This window comes from Reyranella humidisoli (assembly GCF_019039055.1).
In the GTDB taxonomy this organism is placed as follows: Bacteria; Pseudomonadota; Alphaproteobacteria; order Reyranellales; family Reyranellaceae; genus Reyranella; species Reyranella humidisoli.
Genome location: NZ_JAHOPB010000003.1, coordinates 339,570 through 362,114, shown reverse-complemented (window position 1 = coordinate 362,114; position 22,545 = coordinate 339,570). Strand labels below are relative to the sequence as shown.

The 22,545-nt window shown below is 66.6% G+C and carries 21 protein-coding genes; 11 read left to right on the top strand and 10 right to left on the bottom strand.

The features are described from left to right. Window positions 1-2 precede the first annotated feature (2 nt). Genes KQ910_RS25220 through KQ910_RS25210 form a run of 3 tightly spaced genes read right to left on the bottom strand, consistent with a single transcriptional unit; the run spans window position 3 to window position 2,474 of the window. Complete coding sequence (locus KQ910_RS25220; protein WP_216966517.1) at window positions 3-881, bottom strand: TauD/TfdA dioxygenase family protein; 879 nt, start codon at window positions 879-881, stop codon at window positions 3-5. A gap of 12 nt (window positions 882-893) precedes the next feature. Continuing rightward, the gene (locus KQ910_RS25215; RefSeq protein WP_216966516.1) at window positions 894-1,646 is read right to left on the bottom strand and encodes an SDR family oxidoreductase; all 753 of its coding nucleotides are present in this window, start codon (window positions 1,644-1,646) and stop codon (window positions 894-896) included. 15 nt (window positions 1,647-1,661) lie between these two features. Next, window positions 1,662-2,474, bottom strand: coding sequence for an enoyl-CoA hydratase/isomerase family protein (locus KQ910_RS25210; protein ID WP_216966514.1), 813 nt, complete (start codon window positions 2,472-2,474; stop codon window positions 1,662-1,664). A gap of 113 nt (window positions 2,475-2,587) precedes the next feature. Between KQ910_RS25210 and KQ910_RS25205 the strand changes: the two genes are divergently transcribed. Together KQ910_RS25205 and KQ910_RS25200 are read left to right on the top strand one after the other, a co-directional pair. After that, complete coding sequence (locus KQ910_RS25205; RefSeq protein WP_216966512.1) at window positions 2,588-4,156, top strand: ABC transporter substrate-binding protein; 1,569 nt, start codon at window positions 2,588-2,590, stop codon at window positions 4,154-4,156. 43 nt (window positions 4,157-4,199) lie between these two features. After that, entirely contained in the window at window positions 4,200-5,576 is a 1,377-nt protein-coding gene (locus KQ910_RS25200; RefSeq protein WP_369408450.1) for an amidohydrolase family protein, read from the top strand. 37 nt (window positions 5,577-5,613) lie between these two features. Here KQ910_RS25200 and trpE read toward each other — a convergent pair whose 3' ends face one another. Next, window positions 5,614-7,146, bottom strand: a complete 1,533-nt coding sequence (gene trpE / locus KQ910_RS25195) for an anthranilate synthase component I (RefSeq protein WP_216966508.1) — start codon at window positions 7,144-7,146, stop codon at window positions 5,614-5,616. Between the two features lie 11 nt (window positions 7,147-7,157). Beyond that, window positions 7,158-9,086 carry a peptidylprolyl isomerase gene (locus tag KQ910_RS25190; protein ID WP_216966506.1) on the bottom strand — a complete coding sequence of 643 codons (1,929 nt, stop codon included), beginning with the start codon at window positions 9,084-9,086 and terminating at the stop codon, window positions 7,158-7,160. A gap of 127 nt (window positions 9,087-9,213) precedes the next feature. On the opposite strand from KQ910_RS25190, the gene tpiA reads away from it, so the two are divergent. From tpiA to KQ910_RS25165, 5 genes are all read left to right on the top strand, one after another. Continuing rightward, complete coding sequence (gene tpiA, locus KQ910_RS25185) at window positions 9,214-9,969, top strand: triose-phosphate isomerase (RefSeq protein WP_216966504.1); 756 nt, start codon at window positions 9,214-9,216, stop codon at window positions 9,967-9,969. 51 nt (window positions 9,970-10,020) lie between these two features. Continuing rightward, window positions 10,021-10,386 (top strand): preprotein translocase subunit SecG, encoded by a 366-nt coding sequence (secG, locus tag KQ910_RS25180; RefSeq protein ID WP_216966502.1) that lies wholly within the window; start codon window positions 10,021-10,023, stop codon window positions 10,384-10,386. A gap of 99 nt (window positions 10,387-10,485) precedes the next feature. Then, a complete protein-coding gene (pyrG, locus tag KQ910_RS25175; protein ID WP_216966500.1) occupies window positions 10,486-12,117 on the top strand; it encodes a CTP synthase in 1,632 nt (543 codons plus the stop codon). Between the two features lie 60 nt (window positions 12,118-12,177). Next, window positions 12,178-12,942: a hypothetical protein gene (locus tag KQ910_RS25170; protein ID WP_216966498.1), complete on the top strand. Its 765-nt coding sequence runs from the start codon at window positions 12,178-12,180 to the stop codon at window positions 12,940-12,942. A 1-nt stretch (window position 12,943) separates the two neighbouring features. After that, the gene (locus KQ910_RS25165) at window positions 12,944-13,867 is read left to right on the top strand and encodes a peptidoglycan-binding domain-containing protein (RefSeq protein ID WP_216966496.1); all 924 of its coding nucleotides are present in this window, start codon (window positions 12,944-12,946) and stop codon (window positions 13,865-13,867) included. Between the two features lie 175 nt (window positions 13,868-14,042). Here KQ910_RS25165 and KQ910_RS25160 read toward each other — a convergent pair whose 3' ends face one another. Together KQ910_RS25160 and KQ910_RS25155 are read right to left on the bottom strand one after the other, a co-directional pair. Further along, window positions 14,043-15,119 carry a tartrate dehydrogenase gene (locus KQ910_RS25160; RefSeq protein ID WP_216966494.1) on the bottom strand — a complete coding sequence of 359 codons (1,077 nt, stop codon included), beginning with the start codon at window positions 15,117-15,119 and terminating at the stop codon, window positions 14,043-14,045. Window positions 15,120-15,132: 13 nt separating this feature from the next. Continuing rightward, window positions 15,133-16,128, bottom strand: coding sequence for a tripartite tricarboxylate transporter substrate-binding protein (locus KQ910_RS25155; RefSeq protein ID WP_216966492.1), 996 nt, complete (start codon window positions 16,126-16,128; stop codon window positions 15,133-15,135). Between the two features lie 101 nt (window positions 16,129-16,229). Here KQ910_RS25155 and KQ910_RS25150 point away from each other — a divergent pair, with 101 nt between their 5' ends. Then, entirely contained in the window at window positions 16,230-17,147 is a 918-nt protein-coding gene (locus tag KQ910_RS25150; protein ID WP_216966490.1) for a LysR family transcriptional regulator, read from the top strand. 19 nt (window positions 17,148-17,166) lie between these two features. On the opposite strand, the gene nthB is transcribed toward KQ910_RS25150, so the two are convergent. Both nthB and nthA read right to left on the bottom strand, forming a co-directional pair. Next, window positions 17,167-17,784, bottom strand: coding sequence for a nitrile hydratase subunit beta (nthB, locus tag KQ910_RS25145; protein WP_216966488.1), 618 nt, complete (start codon window positions 17,782-17,784; stop codon window positions 17,167-17,169). 15 nt (window positions 17,785-17,799) lie between these two features. Further along, complete coding sequence (gene nthA / locus KQ910_RS25140; protein WP_216966486.1) at window positions 17,800-18,396, bottom strand: nitrile hydratase subunit alpha; 597 nt, start codon at window positions 18,394-18,396, stop codon at window positions 17,800-17,802. A 121-nt stretch (window positions 18,397-18,517) separates the two neighbouring features. Between nthA and eno the strand changes: the two genes are divergently transcribed. The 3 genes from eno (at window position 18,518) to KQ910_RS25125 (ending at window position 21,844) form a co-directional block, all read left to right on the top strand. Next, the gene (gene eno / locus KQ910_RS25135) at window positions 18,518-19,795 is read left to right on the top strand and encodes a phosphopyruvate hydratase (RefSeq protein ID WP_216966484.1); all 1,278 of its coding nucleotides are present in this window, start codon (window positions 18,518-18,520) and stop codon (window positions 19,793-19,795) included. 235 nt (window positions 19,796-20,030) lie between these two features. Further along, window positions 20,031-20,960, top strand: a complete 930-nt coding sequence (locus KQ910_RS25130) for a bifunctional helix-turn-helix transcriptional regulator/GNAT family N-acetyltransferase (RefSeq protein ID WP_216966483.1) — start codon at window positions 20,031-20,033, stop codon at window positions 20,958-20,960. Then, the gene (locus tag KQ910_RS25125) at window positions 20,957-21,844 is read left to right on the top strand and encodes a DMT family transporter (protein WP_369408446.1); all 888 of its coding nucleotides are present in this window, start codon (window positions 20,957-20,959) and stop codon (window positions 21,842-21,844) included. Before KQ910_RS25130 ends, KQ910_RS25125 begins: the two co-directional genes overlap by 4 nt. Here KQ910_RS25125 and KQ910_RS25120 read toward each other — a convergent pair. Then, complete coding sequence (locus tag KQ910_RS25120) at window positions 21,841-22,488, bottom strand: glutathione S-transferase family protein (RefSeq protein ID WP_216966481.1); 648 nt, start codon at window positions 22,486-22,488, stop codon at window positions 21,841-21,843. The two genes, KQ910_RS25125 and KQ910_RS25120, sit on opposite strands and share 4 nt — an antisense overlap. Window positions 22,489-22,545 lie beyond the last annotated feature (57 nt).

The following is a 22,545-nucleotide window of genomic DNA, read 5'->3' as shown; positions in this document are numbered from 1 at the left end:
TACTAGCCCGCCAGCACGGTCTCGCCGACGATCTGCGTGCGGTGCATCAGCCGGCGCAGCTTCTCGTCGAACGCGTCGCGGCGGTGCATGACGCAGCGATTGTCCCACATCACCAGATCGCCGGCGCGCCACTTCTGGTACCAGGCGAAGCGCTCCTGCGTGGCGTGCGCCCAGATCGCATCGAGAAGGGCCTCGCTCTCCTCGACGTCGAGCCCGTGGATGTAGGCGCCGGGGCGGCGGCCGAGGAACAGCGCCTTGCGGCCGGTGACGGGATGCAACCGGACGAGGGGATGCACGGCGCCCGGCGTGTGGCGGACGTCCACCGTGCGCTGGAAGCCCTTGCGCAGCTCGCCGGCCGAGTTGCGACTGGAATCGTGGATGCAGGTCTTGCCCTCGATCGCGCGCTTCAGCTCGGGCGACAGGGTCTCGTAGGCGGCATACATATTCAGGAAGCCGGTGTTGCCGCCGTCGGCCGGCACTTCCAGCGCATAGAGCAGCGAGGCGCGCGGCGGCAGCTCGTTGTAGGACATGTCGGTGTGCCAGACGAGTTCATAGGAGCCGAGCCCGCCCATCTCCTTTCCGTCCTTCTTGGCATTGGCGATCACCGCGACCCAGTCCACGGCCTCGGGCACGACGCCGGAATTGGCGCGGTCGAGATTGGCGGAGGCGATCGGCACGCGATCGAGTTCGCCGAAGCGGGCGCTGAACCTCATCAGCGTCGGGTCGTCCAGCCTCTGGCCCGAGAAGCGCAGGACCAGATGCTCTCCCCAGGCCTCGACGATTCGCTGGAAGACCGCGTCGTCGATCGGCTGGGAAAGATCGACACCATGTACATCGGCGGCCAGCGCCGCGCCGGTCGGCTGGATCCAGAGGTCGCTCATGCCGCTTCTCCCTTAACCGTGCATCGTCAGGCCACCGGACACGCTAAGCGTCTGGCCGGTGATGAAGCCCGCATCGTCGCTCGCCAGAAAGCAGACCGCACCCGGAATATCCTCGGGCTGGCCGACGCGTTTCATCGGGATTGCGCCCACCAGCGCCGCGCGCACCTTTTGCCCGCGCTCGTCGTCGCCCGCGACGGCGGCCAGCAGAGGCGTATCGGTCGGGCCCGGGCAGACGGCATTGAGCGTGATGCCCTTGCGCGCCACTTCGCGCGCCACTGTCTTGGTGAAAGCGATGATGCCGCCCTTGCAGGCCGAATAGACGGCCTCCTGCGAGGAGCCGACACGGCCGGCATCCGAGGCAATGTTGACGATACGGCCGCTGCCGCGCGCCACCATGCCCTTCAGCACGACGTGGCTCATGTTGAGCGGCCCGCGCAGGTTGATGGCGATGAGCTGGTCCCAGAGATCGGGCGTGGTGTCGACGAAGTTGACGAAGCGGTCCCAGCCCGCGTTGTTGACCAGGATGTCGGTCGGGCCGACTTTCGCCTCGAAGTCCGCGATTGCCGCACCGACGGCTGCGTAGTCGGCGATGTCGACGCCCGAAGCATGGCCGCCGATCTCGCCGGCAATCTTCTTCGCGCCATCGAGGTTCTTGTCGAACACCCCGACACGCGCGCCGTAGCCGGCAAAGCGCCGGCAAATGGCACTCCCGATGGCGCCTGCGCCGCCGGTTACGATGACGTTCTTTCCGTCCAGTCCGCGCATGGCCTACGCCTCCCGTCAGATCGGTGAATAGGGATCGAACTTTGGCTTGCGCTTTTCCAGGTGCGAGGCGAGGCCTTCCTTCACGTCTGGCCCGAGGAAGCCCAGCATTTCGAGGCCGAGCGAGGTGTCGAAGGTCGGGCCCATCATGCGCAGCCAGTTGTTGAGCGCGTACTTGGTGAAGCGGATCGAGGTCTGCGCGCCCTCGGCCAGCTTGGTCGCGACCTCCAGCCCCTTGGCCTCGAGCTGGTCGTCTTCGACGCAGAGCGACACGAGTCCGATGCGCTCGGCTTCCTCGCCGTCGACGGCTTCGCAGAGCAGCAGATAGTACTTGGCCTTGGCCATGCCGCAGAGCAACGGCCAGACGATGCAGGCGTGGTCGCCGGCCGCCACGCCGAGGCGGGTGTGGCCGTCGATGATCTTGGCCTTCTTCGAGGCGATCGAGACGTCGGCCAGGATGCCGGCGACGAGGCCCGCGCCGACGGCGGGGCCGCGCATCGTGCTGACGATCGGTTTGGAGCAGTTGATCACGTTGTAGACGATGTCACGCGCTTCCTTCCAGGTGCGGAGCAGCGCGTTGTGGTCCTTGATGTTCTTCTCGATGATGTCGAAATCGCCGCCTGCAGAGAACACCTTGCCGCCGGCACCCTGGATAATGACACAGTTGACGGTGTCGTCACCGTCGATGTCGCGCCACACGTCGACCAACTCCCGATGCATGATCGCGTCGGTCGCGTTGTACTTGTCGGGGCGGTTCATCGTGACCCTGAGCACCTTGGGGTGCGGACGGTCGAACAGCAGGCGCTGATAGCGATTTTGCCAGTCGGACATGGTCTTTCCTCCGTTGCCGGGACGTTAGCACCCCTGGTTCGCGTCGGGGAATGGCATGGCGATTGCGTTCCGTCTGCAGGGTGAACCGGGGAACGAACGGACAGGGGGCCATCATGCGGGCGAAAAACTGGGTAATCGGCGCGGTGGCGACCGCGCTGCTCTCCTTTTCGGGGCAGGGGCAGGCGCAGACGATCCGGGCGGTCATGCATGCCGACATCAAGATCATCGACCCGATCTGGACCTCTGCCTACAACGTCCGCAACTACGGCTACATGGTCTACGACACTCTGCTGGCGATGGACGAGAATCTCGTCGTCCGGCCGCAGATGCTCGAAGGCTGGAAGATCAGCGACGACAAGCTCACCTATACCTTCACCCTGCGCGACGGGCTGAAATTCCACGATGGCGCGCCCGTCACCTCGGCGGACTGCATCGCCTCGCTGCAGCGTTGGGCGCCCAAGGATGCGATGGGCCAGAAGCTCTTCTCGCTCGTGAAGGAGCTGAAGCCGGTCGACGACAAGAGCTTCACCATGGTGCTGGCCGAGCCCTACGGGCTGGTGCTCGAATCCCTGGGCAAGCCCAGCTCCACCGTGCCGTTCATCATGCCCAAGAGGGTCGCCGACACGCCCAACAACGTGCAGATCAGCGATCCCACAGGGTCGGGACCCTTCGTGTTCCGCAAGGACCTGTGGCGGCCGGGCGAGAAGACGGTTTACGACAAGTTCAAGGATTACAAGCCACGCAGCGAGCCGGCCTCGGGCCTTTCCGGCGGCAAGGTAGTGAACGTCGACCGGGTCGAGTGGCTCAACATCACTGACGCGCAGACCGCGGTGAACGCGCTGCTGGCCGGCGAGATCGACTATATCGACCAGCCCGAGATCGAGCTGCTGCCGCTGCTCGCCAAGGACAAGAACATCGTCCTCGGCACCTACAACAAGCTCGGAGGCCAGATGAACCTCCGCTTCAACACCCTGCACAAGCCGTTCGACAATGCGAAGATCCGCCAGGCCGCGCTCTACGCGCTGAACCAGAAGGACTTCCTGATCGCGGGCTTCGGCGACGAGAAGTACTACAAGGAATGCAAGGCGCTGTTCATCTGCGGCACCCCGTTCGCCACCGACAAGGGCTTCGAGGACAAGCTGAACTCCGACTTCGCCAGGTCGAAGGAGATCCTGAAGCAGGAGGGCTATGACGGCACGCCGGTCGTGCTGCTGTTCGCCACCGACACGCAGACCGGCCGGCTGACACCGATCGTGAAGTCGCTGCTGGAGCGGGGCGGGTTCGTCGTCGACATGCAGGCGATGGATTGGCAGACCGTGCTGTCGCGCCGTACCCGCAAGGAGGCGCCTGACAAGGGCGGCTGGCACGCCTTCATCACCACCTGGGTCTCGGCCGACCTGCTCGACCCGATCATGATGTCCTACATCGCCGCGACCTGCGAGAAGGCCAATGTCGGCTGGCCGTGCGATCCGCAGATCGAGAAGCTGCGCGATGCCTTCTCCCGGGCGACCGACGAGGCGAAGCGCAAGGAACTGGCGATTGCCATTCAGGTTCGCGCCTCGGAGTATCCGATGTACGCCAATCTCGGCCAATACATCATGCCCGTCGCCATGCGCACCACGATCACCGATCAACTACCCGGACCGGTGCCGATGTTCTGGAACATGAAGAAGAAGCAGTAAGGCTGTCGCGCCGAGGAAACGCCAGGAGGAAACGTTGACCATCGTGATCCACGACGCCGCCATCGTCACCGTCGACGATGCCGACAGCGTCCACTACAAGGCCGCCATTGCCATCGAGGGCGACCGCATTGCCGCCATCGGCCCCAGCGCCGAGGTGCTGGCGAGCTATCCCGCGGCCGAGAAGATCGACGGCAGCGGCAAGCTCGTCATGCCAGGCTTCGCCAACATCCACACGCATTTCACCATGACCCTGGCGCGCGGCGTGTTCGAGGACCTCTCGCCCTCGCACAAGCCGCCCTTCACCGGCGGCCTGTCGCCGATCCCGCTACCCGAGATGACGCCCGATGAACGGCGCGCCTTTGCGCTACTGGGCGCCCTGGAAGCGCTGCGCAGCGGCACCACGCACGTGCTGGAAGATTCCAACGACGTCGATCACTACGCCGGCGCCCTGGCCGATACCGGCATGCGTTTCCTGCTCGCCGAACGCGCCTACGACCGCATCGGCACCTCGATCGGCGATCCGGCGCCGTATCAGCTCGACCGCACGCTGGGCCAGAATCACATCAGGAACATCGAGCGGAACCATCGCGACTGGAACGGCAAGGCCGACGGTCGGATGCGCATCGCCATCTCGGCCTGGGCGCCCGACATGTGCTCGCCCGAGTTGCTGCAGGACCTGAGCGCGCTGCAGAAGCAACTCGACACGCGCATCACCATCCATCTCAACCAGATCTGGGGCGAGGTGGCCGCGGTGCGCGCCCATCGCAACCGCCTGCCGACCGAGTACCTTGCCGACCTCGGTTTCCTCAACGACCGCATCATCTGCGCCCATTGCCGCTGCATGGAACCGTCGGAGGAGAAGTTGCTGGGCGAGGCGAAGGTCAATGTCTCGTTCAACTCCGCCATTGCCGCCCGTCGCGGCCTCAGCCCGCGGGTCGCCGATCTCGAAAAGTACGGCTGCAACATCGGCATGGGCTCCGACAACATGGCCGAGGACATGGTCGAGGTGATGCGCACCGGCCTGTTCATGGAGCGGGTGCGGCGCGAGGACGGCCGCGAGCCGACGCCGGAGCAGGCGCTGCGCTGGGCGACACGAAACGGCTACCGGGCGCTGGGCGTCCCGGACGGTGGCTGGCTGGCGCCGGGCAACAAGGCAGACCTCGTGATGATCGACCTGCAGCGCGCCCATCTGATCCCCGTGCTGCGCGTCGTCTCCGACTTCGTCCACAACGGCCAGGCGGGCGACGTGCAGTCGGTGATGGTCGACGGCAAGTGGCTGATGAAGGACGGAGCCGTGCTCACGATGGACGAGGATAAGATCCTGCGCGACGCCCAGCGCATCGCCAACGAAGCCTGGTCGCGAACCTTCAAGACCCGCTTCAAGCCCCCGGCGGGTTTCTCGCCGGACGCGTTGCCCTAGAAACTATCAGCGGCGAGGCGGCGTCTGCCGCCTCAAGTCATCGCCGCGTGTTGCCGGCGGTCCACTGGCCGGCGCTGGCGAAGCGGACGGCCTCCTCGGCGGCGCGGACGAGGGCCTTGGCCTTGGCGACGCTCTCCTGGTACTCGGCTTCGAGGTCGGAATCGGCCACGACGCCGACGCCGGCCTGGACGTACAGAGTGTCGTTCTTCACCAGGCCGGTACGCAGCAGGATGCACGTATCCATCGTGCCGTTGGCGGCGAAGTAGCCGGCGCAGCCGGCGTACATGCCGCGGCGGACCGGTTCGACCTCGTCGATGATCTGCATGGCGCGGACCTTGGGCGCGCCCGACAGCGTGCCGGCCGGGAAGCCTGCCTTGAGCACGTCGATCGCGTCGAGCCCGTCCTCGATCTTGCCCTCGACATGGCTGCTGATGTGCTGGACGTGGCTGTATTTCTCGATGGTGAACTGCTCGACGACGCGCACCGAGCCGATCTTGGAGACGCGGCCGACGTCGTTACGCGCCAGGTCGACCAGCATCAGGTGCTCGGCGCGCTCCTTGGGATCGGCCAGCAGCTTTTCGGCAAGCTGCTTGTCCTCTTCCGGCGTGGCGCCGCGCCGGATCGTGCCGGCGAGCGGACGGATGGTGACGGTGTCGTCGCGCAGCCGCACGAGGATCTCCGGGCTCGACCCGACGATGGTGAAATCGCCGTAGTCGAAGAAGATCAGGAACGGCGAGGGGTTGATGCGGCGCAGCGCCCGGTAGAGCGACAGCGGCGGCAGCTTGAACGGCATGGAGAAACGCTGCGAGGGAACGATCTGGAAGGCGTCGCCCGCGCGGATGTACTCCTTGCAGGTCTCGACCATCGCCTTGAAGTCTTCCTTCGACATATTGGCCTGCGGCTCGGGCAGGGCGTCGAGGTCGTCGGCGCTGTCGCGACGGAAGGGAAGCGTGCGCTCGAAGTCGGAGACCGCATCGGCCAGTCGCTCCTGGGCGGCTTCGTAGGCGGCGCGGGCGCTGGTACCGGGCTGCGGCCAGGCCGGCGTGACCAGGGTCACGTTGTCCTCGAGGCGGTCGAAGATGCAGATCAGGGTCGGCCGCACCATGATCGCATCGGGCAGGCCGATCGGATCGGGATTGGTGTCGGGCAGCCGCTCCATGTCACGGACCATGTCGTAGCCCAGGAAGCCGAACAGGCCCGACGCCATCGGCGGCAGGTCCGCCGGCAGCTCCATCTGGCACTCCTTGATGAGCCCGCGCAGCGTCTCCAGCGGCCGGCCGTCGAGGTTGTCGAAGGCCTGGGAATCCTTGTCGGCCCGGCGGTTGATCTCGGCCTGCCCCTTGCGGCAGCGCCACACGACGTCGGGCTTGAAGCCGATGATCGAGTAGCGGCCGCGCACCGAGCCACCCTCGACAGATTCCAGAAGGAACGAGTTGGGTCGACCGTCGGCCAGCTTGAGATAGGCCGAGACCGGAGTCTCGAGGTCGGCCACGAGCTTGGTCGAGACGACCTGCGGCGTGCCGGAATCGTAACGCGCCTCGAAGGCGTCGAAGTCGGGCGAGATCGACATAACGGGGTCTTCTACTGCTGGGGTGCGAAGGTCGCCTGGAAGGCTGCTTCGTCGACGGTCACGCCGTACTTGGCGCGGAGTGCGGCGATGAGCTGGAGGATCAGGTCGTTGGCGACCATCGTGTCGAGCTGCTTGCCGAAGCGGTCGAGCTGCTCCTTGTCCTTGGCCAGGTCGGGTGCCTCGATTGACTTCACGCGGACCAGCACGCTGCCTTCGGCGGTCCGTACGGAAGCGGTCTTGTCCGACGCCAGCTTGAACAGCTCCACGACCACCGGCTGGCTGAGATAATTACCGGCATCGGCCTCGAAGCGGGTGACCGGCTTGGCGATCCGGGCCTCCAGGCCCAGTTCCTTGGCCAGCGTCGCGAAGTCGGTGCCGGCGTTGGCCTTCTCGAGCGCGTCCTTCACCTTTGTCTCGGCCAGCTTGCGGCGCTCCTCGATCTGCCAGGCCGCGACCACGCGGTCCTCGACCTCGGCCAGTGTCGGCGCGCGGGCCGGCGTGATGCGGTCGGTGCGGACGATGAAGTATTCGCCGCGCGGCGTCTCCAGCAGGTCACTTTCCGCACTCTCGCGCGTGGCGAACGCCGCCTGCACCAGCTCCGACGAGGCCGGGCCGATCACGATCTGCTTGCCCGCGGCATCCTGGCCGCGCGCATCGACGTTCTCGTAGGTCCTGACCTTGAGGCCGAGATCCTCGGCGGCGGCCTTCATCGACTGGGTCTTGCTCAGCGCGCGCTCGAAGTCGGTGACCAGCTTGATCAGCAGGTCGGGCGCCTGCTGCGCCTTCAGGTCCGTTTCGAGCTTCTCCTTGACCTCTTCGAAGGGCACGGCCTTGCCGGCCTCGATCTTGTTGATGCGCACGATGTGCCAGCCGAGCGGAGACTGGATCGGCGCGGGGGCGATGCCTTCCGGCAGGCCGAAGATGCCGTCGGCCAGCGGGCCGGGCGGGAGATCCTTCTTGGTCACGGCTCCGAGCTTGATGACGCCGTCGGCGTTGCCGGTCACTTCCTTGGCAGCGTCCTCGAGCGACTTGCCGCCCTGGGCGGCGGCGATGATCGCCTTGGCCTTGTCCTCGGTGTCGGTCATGGCCTGGTCGACGTCGCGCTTCTCGGGCGTGCCGAACTCGGCGGCGCGCGCCTCGTATTCCTGGCGCACGGCGTCGGAGGTCACGGCCACCTGGTTCTGCACGTCGTCGACCGTGATCATGACGAAGGAGAAGGCCCGGAACTCGGGAATCTGGAACTTGGCCTTGTTGGCCTCGAAATAGGTGTTGAGCTGCTCGGGCGTCGGCTTCGGCACGTCGACGACGATCGCATCGGGAATGTAGATCGTCTCGGCGGTGCGCTTCTCGCTTTCTAGCGCGAAGACCTGGTCGCGCAGGGATGCCGGGGCCAGGCCGTCGGCGCGCACGGCGCCGAACAACTGGCTGGCGGCGATCTCGCGGCGCATGTCGAGCACGAACTGCGGCTCGCTGATGCGGGCCTGCTGCAGGCGGTTGCGATAGAGCAGGGGATCGAACGACCCGCCGGTACCCAGGAAGGCCGGATTGCGGGCGATCGTGGCGCGCACTTCCTCGTCGCTGACGATCAGCCCGAATTCGCGGATCGCATAGTCGAGGACGGCGCGCTGGATCACTTCTTCAAGGGCCCGCACGTGCAGGCCGTAGCGCAGCGCCTGCTCCTGCTCGGGGCGCTGGCCGGTCTGGCGCTGGATCGCCTCGAGCTGGCGGTTGAACTGCTCGCGGACCTCGGTCGCATAGACCGGCGCGCCGCCGACCCAGCCGTAGAGAGGGATCTTGGTCCCGCCGACATGCGCCACTTCGGAGCTGCGCCCGACCACCTTCAGCATGTCGCCGACGCCCCACAGGCCGAAGCTGATGATCAGCATGCCGAAGAGGATGAACAGAATGAAATAGCGGGCGTACTTGCGGAAGTTATTCACGGACCGGACGGGGGTTCTTGGCGGGGCGCCATGCCTACCACCCGCCCCATGGACAGGCAACCAAGCGGGCCTTTGACCGCAAGCGCCACCGCCTTTAGATACGCCTCAAGCAGAACGGGGAATGAAAATGGCGCGTACGAGGCGGCCGCTGATCGCGGGCAATTGGAAGATGAACGGCGTCAAGGCCGATGCTCTCGCACTTGCCCGGGACGTTGCCGCCGGCGTGAAGGCGTCTGCATGGAGCGATCGCGAACTTCTAGTGTGCCCGCCGGCGACGCTCGTCGCCGCCGTGGCCGAGGCCGCGAAGGGGAGCGGCCTGCTGGTCGGCGGCCAGAACTGCCACGCCAAGGCGAGCGGTGCTCATACGGGCGACGTGTCTGCCGAGATGCTGAAGGATGCCGGCGCCACCCACGTCATCGTCGGCCATTCCGAGCGTCGCGCCGATTGCGGCGAGACGGACGCCATCGTCAAGGCCAAGGCCGAGGCGGCCTGGCGTGCGGGCCTGCTCCCGATCGTCTGCATCGGCGAGACGCTGGCCGAGCGCGAGGCCGGCAAGACTCTCGAGGTGCTGGAGACGCAGCTTGAGGGAAGCGTGCCGGCGGGGGCCACGGCGGCCAACCTCGTGGTCGCGTACGAGCCGGTCTGGGCGATCGGCACGGGGAAGACCCCGACCGTCGCGGAGGTCGCCGCAGCCCACGCGCACATTCGCAAGGTGCTGGGTGGCCTGACGGGCGAGGCGGCGGGCGTTCGTCTGCTCTATGGCGGCTCGGTGAAGGGCAGCAACGCGGCCGAGCTCCTGGCTGCCGGCGACGTCGATGGCGCGCTGGTCGGCGGGGCCAGCCTTGTCGCGGCGGAATTTTTGGCTATCGCCAAGGCCGCCTAAAGCGGCTAGAAGCGCGCGCTTGGCGCAGATGCCCTCTTAAGCTGGACGAAAATGGACGCCGTAAGACACTTCCTCCACGAATGGCGCCTCGTGCTGCTCGTCATCCATGTCGGTGTGACGGCCGCGATGATTGTCGTGATTCTTCTGCAGCGCAGCGAAGGCGGCGGACTGGGCATGGGCGGCCGTTCGGACGCTCTCTTCTCGGTGCGCGGCCAGGCCAACATCCTGTCACGCATGACCGCGATCTTCGCGACGATCTTTTTCGTCCTGAGCATGATCATGGCCTGGAGCATGACCGACCCGGTCCGTGCAACGCGGTCGATTATGGATCGCGCGCCGGTCGGGCAGGGCACGCCTGCCGCTCCCGGCGGCATGACGCCCGCCGCCCCGGCGCAACCCGCCGCGCCCACGCGCTAGGGTTCCCGATGAATTCCGCTTCCTCCCTCTGCCGAAAAGTCTCCGGCGGGGCGATATCCCCATGGCTGCGCTTCTCAAGCGCTTGTATGCTGTAGGCCCATGACGCGCTTTATCTTCATAACGGGCGGCGTGGTTTCCTCGCTTGGCAAGGGGCTGTCCTCGGCAGCGCTGGGCGCGTTGTTGCAGGCGCGTGGCTACAAGGTCCGGCTGCGCAAGCTCGACCCGTACCTCAACGTCGATCCGGGCACGATGAGTCCGTATCAGCATGGTGAGGTCTTCGTGACCGACGACGGGGCCGAGACCGACCTCGACCTCGGCCATTACGAGCGCTTCACGGGCGTCGACGCCAAGCAGAGCGACAACATCACCACCGGCCGCATCTATTCGACCGTGATCGCCAAGGAGCGGCGCGGCGAGTATCTCGGCGCCACGGTGCAGGTGATCCCGCACGTCACCGACGCCATCAAGGAATTCGTCGTCGCCGATACCGACAAGGAAGACTTCGTGCTCGTCGAGGTCGGCGGCACGGTCGGCGACATCGAGAGCCTGCCGTTCCTCGAAGCCATCCGCCAGGTCGGCAACGAGCTGGGCCGCGAGCGCACGATGTACGTGCATCTCACCCTGCTGCCCTGGGTGCCCACGGCGGGCGAACTGAAGACCAAGCCGACCCAGCATTCGGTGAAAGAGTTGCTGAGCGTCGGCATCCAGCCCGACCTGCTGGTCTGTCGCAGTGGCGACAAGGAGATTCCGCAGAACGAGCAGCGCAAGATCGCGCTTTTCTGCAACGTGAAGCCGGAACGGGTGATCGAGGCGCGCGACGTCGACACGATTTACCAGGTGCCGATTGCCTATCACGAGCGCGGCTTCGACCGCGAGGTCTGCCGCTACTTCGGCCTGCCGGCCGAGGAGGAGCCGAATCTCGACCGCTGGCGCGGCGTTGTGCGCTCGGTGCGCGAGCCGGAGGGCAAGGTCACGATCGCCGTGGTCGGCAAGTACACGGTGCTGCTCGACGCCTACAAGTCGCTCTCCGAGGCGCTGACCCATGGCGGGTTCGGCAGCAATGTGAAGGTCGGCCTGGAGTGGATGGACTCCGAGATCTTCGAGCGCGACGACGCCGTCGCCCGGCTCGAGCACGTCCACGGGATCCTGGTGCCGGGCGGCTTCGGCGAGCGCGGCACCGAGGGCAAGATTCACGCGGTGAAGTTCGCGCGCGAGCGCAAGGTCCCGTTCTTCGGCATCTGCTTTGGCATGCAGATGGCCGTGATCGAGGCGGCGCGAAACCTGCTGGGAATCGAGACGGCCTCGTCGAGCGAGTTCGGTCCGACCGACCATGCGGTCGTCGGCCTGATGACCGAGTGGATGAAGGGCAACCAGCTCGAGAAGCGCTCCGCCGACGGCGATCTCGGCGGCACGATGCGGCTCGGCGCCTACCCGGCGCATCTGCGGCCCGGCACCAAGGTCCATGAGATTTACGGCCAGGACGTGATCAGCGAGCGGCATCGCCACCGCTACGAGGTCAACGTCAACTACAAGGACCGGCTGGAGCAGGTGGGGTTGCGCTTCTCGGGCATGTCGCCCGACGGCATCCTGCCCGAGATCGTCGAAATCCCCGATCATCCCTGGTTCATTGGCGTGCAGTTCCACCCCGAACTGAAGTCACGGCCGTTCGCGCCGCATCCGCTGTTCACCTCGTTCATCGGCGCGGCCAAGACACAGAGTCGCCTCGTCTAGGTAAGGGCGAGGCCCCGTCCGGGTCGCATTTCCGTCACCTTTTCAGGTGAATTTGGCGCCATGTTCCGCATTGCCGCCCTCGTTACGCTCGCCGTCCTTACGCTCGGCTCGACCGCCTGGGCGCAGGCTTCGTCCCAGTCGCCCTACGGCAAGGCCGAGCGGCGCGATCCCATCTTCCTGCGCTTCAGCGAGATGTCGAACCGCTACTGGGTAAACACGGAAACGAACTCGGCCAGCCACAAGGTCGTGGCCATCCCGATGCCGAAGCAGTGCGCCTTCCTCTACGCCGACGCCTACACCCGCGGCCAGCAGAGCGAGGCAGAGGTCCAGCAGACGGCGCTGTCGAACTGCAACCGGCGTCTTCAGGAGCTTGGCCCGCTCGGCGAGAATTACGGCGTGGACTGCCGATGCCAGGTCGTCATCAGCGACGAGACCTACGTCGTACCGAAGGCGAGCATGCCCGACGACGCCTATGGCCCGTCCTCCATTTTCTATCGCGACGAACGCGGCAACGTCGCGCGGCTGAACGGCCTGGTGCGCTACGGCGCGCTGATCGGCCGGGACCGTTCCGTCACCTTCACCGTCGACAATCCGCGCGGCGAGCAGGTGTGCAACGGCACCATGACCAATGAGAATCCCGGCAGCGGTCAGTTTTCGCTGTCCTGCTTCGGCGGCAAGTTCGCCGGTCGCGGCACCTTCGAGAGCAAGACCGGCGCACCGAATGACCACATCGTCGCCCGCGGCCAGACCGGGCGCGGCCAGCCGGTGACCATGGTGATCGGCCTGCCGGCGCAGCTCGCGGCCAACACCTACGGCGGCCTCTGACATGCGCTTCGCGGCTACGTTCCTCGGTCTCGCACTGCTCGCGCCCGCTATCGCCGTCGCGCAGAGTGCTGGCGAGGTCGAGCGCTGCTTCCAGAATCCCGCCGCCTGTGCTTCAGGCGGCGGAGGCGGGGGCGCCGCCCCGCCGGCCCAGGCACCCGCGCCGCCTCCGGCGCCTCTCGCGGCACGGCCTGCGCCCGCGCCCGACTACACGACCGTGCTCAACAGCCCGGAGCCTGATCGCAAGAAGATCCAAGAATCGCTGCGCACGCTCGACAAGTACAACGGCCCGATCGACGGCAACCTGCAATCCGAAGCTACGATCAAGGCGATCGGCGAGTGGCAGAAGGGCCGCAATACGCCCGTCGTTGGCAAGCTGACGCCGCAGGAGGCGGCCCAGCTCAACGCCGAGGCCAGCCGCGCGCCGATCCGCCGCCTCGAACCGCCGCCGCCGCAGACCGCCCAGCCGGTCCCGCTGGCGCCGGCCAGGCCCTCCAACGCCGATGTCCTCAAGGCGCTGCAGGACAGGCTCGCCGAACGCCGCAAGGCCGCCGAACCCAAGGCGAACGCTGCCGCGCAGGCGCTGGTGCGGGACCTCAAGGCCTACGTCGCCGCCGACGGCAAGGGCGTGGCGGGTGACCAGTTCGCCGACTTCGCCAAGTGGTACGCCGACAACAAGGCGGCCGGCCGCACCGTCGGCGAGATCACGCCGGTCATCGACGACTACGGCGACGCCAAGGCTGGCGCGGCGACGACGATCGAGATCAGGTTCGAGACGAAGCAGGGCGACAAGACCTACGGCCAGTGCCTGGTCTTCGCCTGGATCGAAAGCACCCCGCGCAAGAACCCGCAGGCTTTCGGCTGCAACGACGTCGCCGCAGTCGAGAAGTGGAAGACGGACCAGGCGCTCAAGAGCGCCTGGCGATAGCGTTTCGCCCTTCTGACGAAAACAAAATAGCCGTCGTCTCGACCGAAGCCTCGCGAAGCGAGGCGTAGCGGAGAGACCTTCGTGCAACGATTAGCTGGCTATTTGTCGAGAGAAGGTCTCTCCGCTACGCGCCTTCGGCGCTTCGGTCGAGACGACGGCATTTTACTGCAGCGTCCTAGACGTTCGCCCCGTGGATCGCCTCGATCACGGCCTTGGTGACGTCGGCCGTGCGCGCCGTGCCGCCGAGGTCAGGGGTGTGGAAGCGCTTGTCGGCGGTCACGCGTTCGATCGCCTTCATCAGGCGGCCGGCGGCCGCGGGCTCGCCGAGATGTTCCAGCATCATTACCGCCGACCAGAAAGTGCCGACGGGATTGGCCACGCCCTTGCCCATGATGTCGAAGGCAGAGCCGTGGATCGGCTCGAACATCGAGGGGTAGGTGCGCTCGGGGTTGAGGTTGGCCGTCGGTGCAATGCCGAGCGAGCCGGCAAGTGCTGCGGCAAGGTCGGAGAGGATGTCGGCGTGCAGGTTGGTCGCCACCACCGTGTCGATGCTGCCGGGTTTCATCACCATGCGCATGGTCATGGCATCGACCAGCATCTTGTCCCAGGTCACATCCTTGAAGTCGGCGGCGACCTCGACGGCGATCTCGTCCCACATCACCATGGCATGGCGCTGGGCGTTCGACTTGGTGACGACGGTGAGAAGCTTGCGAGGCCTCGACTGCGCCAGCCTGAAGGCGAAGCGCAGGATGCGTTCGACGCCGGCGCGCGTGAACATGGATACGTCGGTCGCGGCCTCGATCGGCGAGCCCTGGTGGACGCGGCCGCCGACACCGGAATACTCGCCCTCCGAATTCTCGCGCACGATCACCCAGTCGAGTTCGTTGCCGTTCACATGGCGGAGCGGCGAGGTGATGCCCGGCAGCACCCGCGTCGGACGGACATTGGCGTACTGGTCGAAAGGCTGGCAGATCGCGAGACGCAGGCCCCACAGGGTGACGTGGTCGGGAATGTCGGGGTGGCCGGCCGAGCCGAAGAGGATCGCGTCGTGCCTGGCGATCTGGTCGCGCCCGTCTACCGGCATCATGCGGCCGTGCTTCTTGTAGTAGTCGCCTCCCCAGTCAAAGTGGTCGATCTTGAAGGCGAAACTGCCCTCCCGCTTGGCGATGGCTTCGAGCACCTCTACGCCGGCAGACACGACTTCGGTGCCGATTCCGTCGCCGGGAATGGCGGCGATCTTGTAGGTTTTCATCACGGTCTCCGGATCAATTGCTGGCCTTGACGCCAGCCGCCTTGATCACGGCGTCCCAGCGCTTCACTTCCGCTTCCAGATAGGTCTTGAGTGCCTGGGGGCTGACCTGCGCCTCGGCGACAGGCTCGGTGCCAAGACCGGCGAAGCGCTCGACCACCTTGGGGTCCTTCAGCGCTACCTTGAGGGCCGACACGAGCTTGTCGGTCACGTCCTTGGGCAGTCCCTTGGGGGCCCACAGCGCATGCCAGGCCGAGACCTCGAAGCCGGGCAGGACGCCGCCGTCCAGCGTCGGCAGGCCGGGCACGGACGAGACCTTGGACTTGGTGGTGACAGCGTAGCCCTTGATGCGCCCATCCTTGATGTGCCCGGTCGTGTTGGTCGTCTGGTCGCACATCACGTCGAAAGTGCCGCTGATCAGGTCGTTCATCGCGGGCCCGGTGCCGCGATAGCCGACGCCTTCCATCTTGATGCCGAGTTCCTTCATCAGGATCAGCATGCAGAGATGCGAGGCCGAACCGATGCCGGCATGACCGTAGGTCGCCTTGCCCTGGTTGGCCTTCATCCAGGCCACGATCTCGGCGATGTCCTTGGGCGGGAGGGCGGCCTTCGAGACCAGGGTCATGGGCACGTCGGTGATGCGGCCGAGATGGTCGAAGTCGCTGACGACGTCGTACTTGAGGCCGTCATAGAGGGCGGGGGCGGTGGCCTGCGCGATATGCCAGACGGCGATCGTGTAGCCGTCGGGCGCGGCGCGGGCGACCTTGGCCATGCCGATCGTGCCGCCGGCGCCGCCGACATTCTCCACCACGACCGTCTGGCCCAGCGTCTTGGTCATCGATTCGGCGATCAGGCGCGCCACCGTGTCGGTCGGACCGCCGGCCGCGGCAGGCACCACGAGCGTGATCGGCTTGTTGGGATAGGCGGCCTGCGCAAGGGCGGGCCCGGCCGAAGCGACGGTTGCAGCGGCCAACAGCGCCCCGGTCAGCAGGGCACGACGGAAAAGGCTCATGGTTTCGCTCCCTTGGATTCTTGTTTGGAGTCTCCTTACGGGTGGCGGCGCGCGGGCGCAATCGGCACTGGATTATACAAATTTCTGATATAATCCCGGCCGTGGACCTGCATCAGCTTCGCTGCTTCGTCGCGGTCGCCGAGGAACTTCACTTCGGCCGGGCGGCACGCCGTCTCGACATGCTGCCGTCGGCGCTCAGCCGTGCGATTCGCCTGCTCGAAACCTCACTCGGTGCTCCCCTGCTGCTGCGTACCACGCGCAACGTGATGCTGTCGCAGGACGGCGCGGCCTTTGTCGACGATGCCCGTGGATTGCTGGCGCGGGCCGATGCGCTCGCCGCAGAGGTGCGCGAGCGTGGCCGCCGGCGGTCGCGCAGCCTCATCCGGGTGGGCGCGATCGACACCGCCGCGGCCGGCCTGGTGCCGGCGCTGCTGCACGACTTTCGCGAATTGCGCGCCGCGGCGGCCGTGCAGCTCGTCGAGGACAAGACCGTGCGCCTGGTGCCGAAGCTCCTGTCGGGCCGGCTCGACATCGCCTTCATCCGGCCGCCCGAGCGGCTCGACAAGCGGATCGAGACGATGATGCTCTTCCACGAGACGCCGGTCGTCGCCGTGCCGTCGCGTCACCGGCTGGCGGGCCGGCGCCGGCTTTCCATCGAGGCGCTGGCGGACGAGCCGATGATCGTGCCCGACCGCAGCGCGCGGCCGCACAGCCACGACCTCACGATCAAACTGTTCGAGCGGGCCGGCCTTCGCCCCAAGCTGGCGCAGAGTGCCGAGGAGAAGCAGACCATCGTACACCTCGTCGCCGCCGGCCTGGGCGTGGCGATCGTGCCGCGGTCGGCGGCACGCCTGGGTGTCACGGGCGTCCGCTTCGTGCCGCTCGCCTCCCGCGACGCGCTCGGCCTCGACCTCCTGCCGATGGCAGCCGCCTGGCTGCGCAACGCACGCGACCCGCTGCGCGACGAAATCCTCGACCTGCTCCGCCTGCACCTGCCGCGCTACGCGGCGGGGGTGTAAGGCTCAACGTCCAATAAGCCTACGCCGCGCGCTCGAGGTAGCTCTCGAAGACGCCGACATGGACGAAGGCCGGGTCGGCGGAGTCCGACCACAGGTCGCGCGAATCGAAACGGACGTCGTAAGTCGGCTCGTCTTCGGCTTCGATGCCGTGGCCATGGGCGTCGGGGAACGGGTAGGGCGGCGACACGCCGACCACGACGCCGCTCTTGCCGCGAATGTAGCCCGGCATGCGGACGTGACCCGGAACGTAATCCGTCTTCACCGTGACCTTGTCGCCGACCTTCAGCGTCTCGCGCGTGGCGACGTTGCCGCGGCCGGGTGCGCTGGGCGAGGAAAGCGGGAAGGCGCCTCCGGCGCGGCGATCCAGCTCCTCCTGGGTGAGGATGCCTTTCTCCACGCACAGGGTCGCGAGGCTCGTCAACGAGCGTTCGTAGTAGCTGGCCGACAGATAGTGTCGCGGCTCCATGCGCTCGATGGCGTGGCGATACTCGTCCATGTTGAAGATGCCGAGCTTCACGGCCAGCGAATAGAGGGCGTTGACCCGCTTCTCCCACGGTTCGTGGAAGGTCTGGGCGCGGAGCGAATAGCGGACCCGGCCGAAGCCATGCTTGCCGCCGAGATCGTGCATGCCGTCCATGACTGTCTCTCCGTCCTAGAGGCGCGAGACGCCAATCATGGCGTCCTTGGTGACGAGTCCGGCGAGCTTCTCCTCGGACCATCCCTCGGTGCCGGCGGGGCGCACCGGCAGCACCATGTAGCGGGTGTCGGCCGTGGTATCCCAGACGCGGATTTCCATGTCGGCCGGCAGCTCCAGCCCCATCTCCTTCAGCACGGTGCGCGACTGGCGCACGACGCGGGCGCGGTACTCCAGGTCCTTGTACCAGTCCGGCGGCAGGCCGATGATCGAGAAGGCCGTGCACGAGCAGAGGGTGCAGCAGATCACGTTGTGAACCTTCGGCGTGTTCTCCAGCACGACCAGGTGCCGGTGATGCGGCGGCATCGACAGGCCGAGTTCGGTGACGGCGTCGCGGCCGTTGGCGAACAGGCGCTCGCGGAAGGCGGGATCGGTCCAGGCCTTGGCGACCACGCGCGCGCCGTTTTCCGGCACCCATTCCTCCTCGGCGAGATGCTTGAACTCGCGGATGAAATTCTCGGGCTCCATGCCACGCTCCTGGAAGGCTTCCTGGATCGCGTCGACGCGCTTCTCCACGGGGGCGGTGGCTTGGTGGTGGTGAGTCTGATCGGGCATGGTCGCTTCTCCCAGGCGGCAGCGGATCGGGCGGCGGAGTATAGGAAGCGAGGGCCATCGCGTCACTTGCTCCCCGACATGCGCGCGGCTAGAGAGGCCCCGCCCAACAGGAGTTTTTCTCATGAGCGCCATAGCTGAAGTCCGCGGCCGCGAAATCCTCGACAGCCGTGGCAATCCCACCGTCGAAGTGGAGGTCGAACTCGACAGCGGCGCGGTCGGCCGCGCGGCCGTCCCATCCGGCGCCTCGACCGGCGCCCACGAGGCGGTCGAACTGCGCGACGGCGACAAGAAGCGCTACGGCGGCAAGGGCGTTCTGAAGGCGGTAGCGGCGGTGAACGGCGAGATCATGGACCTGCTGTCCGGCCTCGACGCGCTGGAGCAGATCAAGATCGACCGCGCCCTGATCGAGCTCGACGGCACCCCGAACAAGGGCCGCCTCGGCGCCAACGCCATTCTCGGCGTCTCGCTGGCCGTCGCCAAGGCCGCCGCGATGGACAGCGGCCTGCCGCTCTATCGCTATGTCGGCGGTAGCCAGGCCTCGGTGCTGCCGGTGCCGCTGATGAACATCATCAACGGCGGCGCCCATGCCGACAATCCGATCGACATCCAGGAATTCATGATCATGCCGGTGAAGGCGGATCGCTTCGCCGACGCGCTGCGCATGGGCGCGGAAGTCTTCCACGCGCTGCGCGGCCAGCTGCACGATGCCGGCCACAACACCAACGTGGGCGACGAGGGCGGCTTCGCCCCGAACCTCGCCACCGCCGACGAGGCGCTGTCCTTCGTCATGAAGGCGATTGAGAAGGCCGGCTACAAGCCCGGCGAGGACGTCATGCTGGCGCTCGACCCGGCCTCGACCGAGTTCTTCAAGAAGGGCAAGTACGAGATGGAGGGCGAGGGCAAGTCGTTCGATGCCGCCGGCATGGTCGACTACTACGCCGATCTCGTGAAGCGCTACCCGATCGTGTCGATCGAGGACGGCATGGCCGAGGACGACATGAAGGGCTGGAAGGCCATCACCGACAAGCTCGGCAAGAAGATCCAGCTGGTGGGCGACGACCTGTTCGTCACCAACCCGAAGCGCCTGGAGCAGGGCATCAAGGACGGGCTCGCCAACGCGATCCTGGTCAAGGTCAACCAGATCGGCACGCTGACCGAGACGATGGAAGCGGTCTCGATGGCGCGCAACGCCAGCTACGGCGCCGTCATGTCCCACCGTTCGGGCGAGACCGAGGATGCGACCATCGCCGACCTCGCGGTCGCCACCAACTGCGGCCAGATCAAGACCGGCTCGCTGTCGCGCTCTGATCGGCTGGCCAAGTATAACCAGCTCCTGCGCATCGAGGAGCAGCTCGGCACCCAGGCGCGCTACGCCGGGACATCGATCCTGCGGGGTTGAGCTTCGGCGGGACGGGAATGATCAAGGGTCGCTGCGGCGGCCCTTTTTCTTGTTCAGAGGAAGAGGAAAGGTCCTGCGCTGCGCTCAGGATGACACGGCTGTTGGGTCCTATGCAGTGCGCCAACCCCAAAACAGGTGTCATCCTGAGCGCAGCGAAGGATCCTTGCTCTGCCTGTCTAATAGTTGACGAAGTCAAAGACTTGATTGACCATGGCAACCTTCTGGGGAGATTGCCATGGCAGTGTCGTCGCTCGCGTCCCGCATCGAGGCGGTGCGCCGCTTCTCGCGCTTCTACACCCGCCGCATCGGCGTGCTGGAAGAGACCCTCCTGCACAGCCCGTTCACCCTGCCCGAGGGGCGGCTGGTTTACGAGATCGCCAACCGCGACCGTCCGACGGCGCAGGAACTCTGCCGCGATCTCGGCCTCGATCCGGGCTATGTCAGCCGGCTGCTGCAGGCACTGGAGAAGCGGGGCTGCGTCGCGCGCAAGCGGTCGACCGCCGACAAGCGCCAGACCGAGCTGACCCTGACGGCCAAGGGCCAGCGGTTGTGGGCCGCCATGAACGAGCGCTCGCGCCAGGACATCGCGAACCTGCTGGCCGAACTGCCGATCGCGCGCCAGGACAGGCTCGTGAAGGCGCTGGAGACCGTCGAGTCGCTGCTCGACGAGCCGCCGGAAAAGCGCGTGCCCTTTACGCTGCGGCCGCACCAGCCGGGCGACCTCGGCTGGATCATCCGCCGCCAGACCCAGCTCTATGCCACCGAGTATGGCTGGGACGGGACCTTCGAGGCGATGCTCGCGGAGATTTCCGCAAAGTTCATTCGGAAGTTCGACCCGAAGTCGGACAATTGCTGGATCGCCGAGCGCAACGGCGAGATCGCGGGATCGGTCTTCCTCGTGCGCGCCGGCAAGACCACTGGACAGTTGCGCATGCTCTACGTCGAACCCTCGGCGCGCGGCCTCGGCATCGGCCAGAGTCTGGTCGCGGCCTGCATCGAGGATGCCCGCGCGAAGGGCTACAAAAAGCTGATGCTGTGGACCAACGACATCCTGGTCTCGGCCCGCAAGATCTACATCGCGGCCGGCTTCCGGCTCATCCGGGAGGAGAAGCACGACAGTTTCGGCAAGAAGCTGGTCGGGCAGTTCTGGAGCCTCGATCTGTGAGCCGGCCCGGCCCGCTCTGGGCCGCCGCCGGGACCGGCATCCAGGTCGGGGCCGCGATGGTGGCGACGCGCTATGTCGTCGATGCGGCGGGGCCGGGGTCACTGGGCTTCCTGCGCTACCTGATCGGGCTCGTCTGCCTTGTGCCGGCGCTATGGCTGCGGCCCTGGCGAACCATCGCTCCGCGCGATCTCGTGCCGATCGGGCTTCTGGGGATCGGCCAGTTCGCGGCGCTGATCGTGCTGCTGAACTATTCGCTGCTGCACATCCCCGCGGCACGCGCCTCGCTGCTGTTCTCGACCTTCCCGCTGATGACGATGACCCTGTCGGCGCTGCTCGGGCGCGAGCGATTTACGCCAGCCAAGATCGCGGGCGCGCTGCTCACCTTCGCGGGCGTCGCGATCGCGCTGGGAGGGGCGGCGATCACGGCCGAGCCGCAGCACGGGTCAGCGTGGCTGGGCACGGCGGCGGCGCTGGCTTCGGCCTTCTGCGGCGCCGTCTGCTCGATCTCCTACGCGCCCTACGTCGCGCGCTACTCGGCGCTGCCCGTGACCGCCTTTGCCATGTTCGTGGCCGTCCTGGCGCTGGCGGGGATTGCCGGCGCCGAAGGTCTGTTCGCGACGTGGCCCGCCTTCACGGCCGGAGAGGCGGCGGCCATCGTATTCATCGGCGTGTCGAGCGGCATCGGCTTCTTCCTATGGGTCTATGCGCTGGGGAATGCGCCGCCGACGCTGGTCACGATCTTCCTGGGGCTCGGGCCCGTGACGGCGGCGCTGGGCGGCACCGCGCTGCTGGGCGAGCCTCTGCCGGTGGCGGCGTTGCTTGGCCTTGCATGCGTCTTGGCGGGCCTATGGATAGCGCTGAAGCCCGGAGCGCAAGCTGACTAAGAGTCAGCTGCCGCTCTTTTCGCGTCGGCCGCCGCGAAATGTGCCATCTGGTCGGCGTGGACCTTCTTGAACGCGGGTCGGTCGGTGACGCGGGTCACGTAGGCTTCGGTCGCCGGCCGGTCACCGAAGGCGCGGACCTTGCCGACGCGCAGGACGTCCGCCATCAGCAGGTCGGCTGCGGTGAAGCGATCGGCCGCCAACCATTGCCGCCCGCCCAGTACCTTCTCGAGCTGGTCGAGCCGGTTGCCCATCCAGCCGGTGAGGGCATTGTCGGGCTGGCCCGTCATGGTCAGGAACCACCATGGCACGCTCACCATCTCGATCGAGTTGAGCGCGGCGAACATCCACTGAAGGGTCGCGGCTTCCCCGGCAGGATCGCGCGGCATCAGCTTTTCGCTCTTGCGGGCGAGATGCATCAGCCCGGCGCCGCTCTCGAACATTTTCAGGTCGCCATCGGTCAGGAAGGGCACCTGGCCGAACGGCTGCTGCGCCAGGTGATTGGTCTCGCGCCCATCGAACGGCACGGTGCGCACGGAATAGGGGAGACCGGCTTCCTCGCAGGCCCATCGCAGCCGGAGGTCGCGCACGAAGCCGCGCGGGCCCTTGGGCACCCAGTCGTACGTCCAGATGATCAGTCCGCTCATGCCGTCCGCCCTTTCACAGTCGCTAAGCCTCTCCAATCAAACGAAAAATCTTGACGG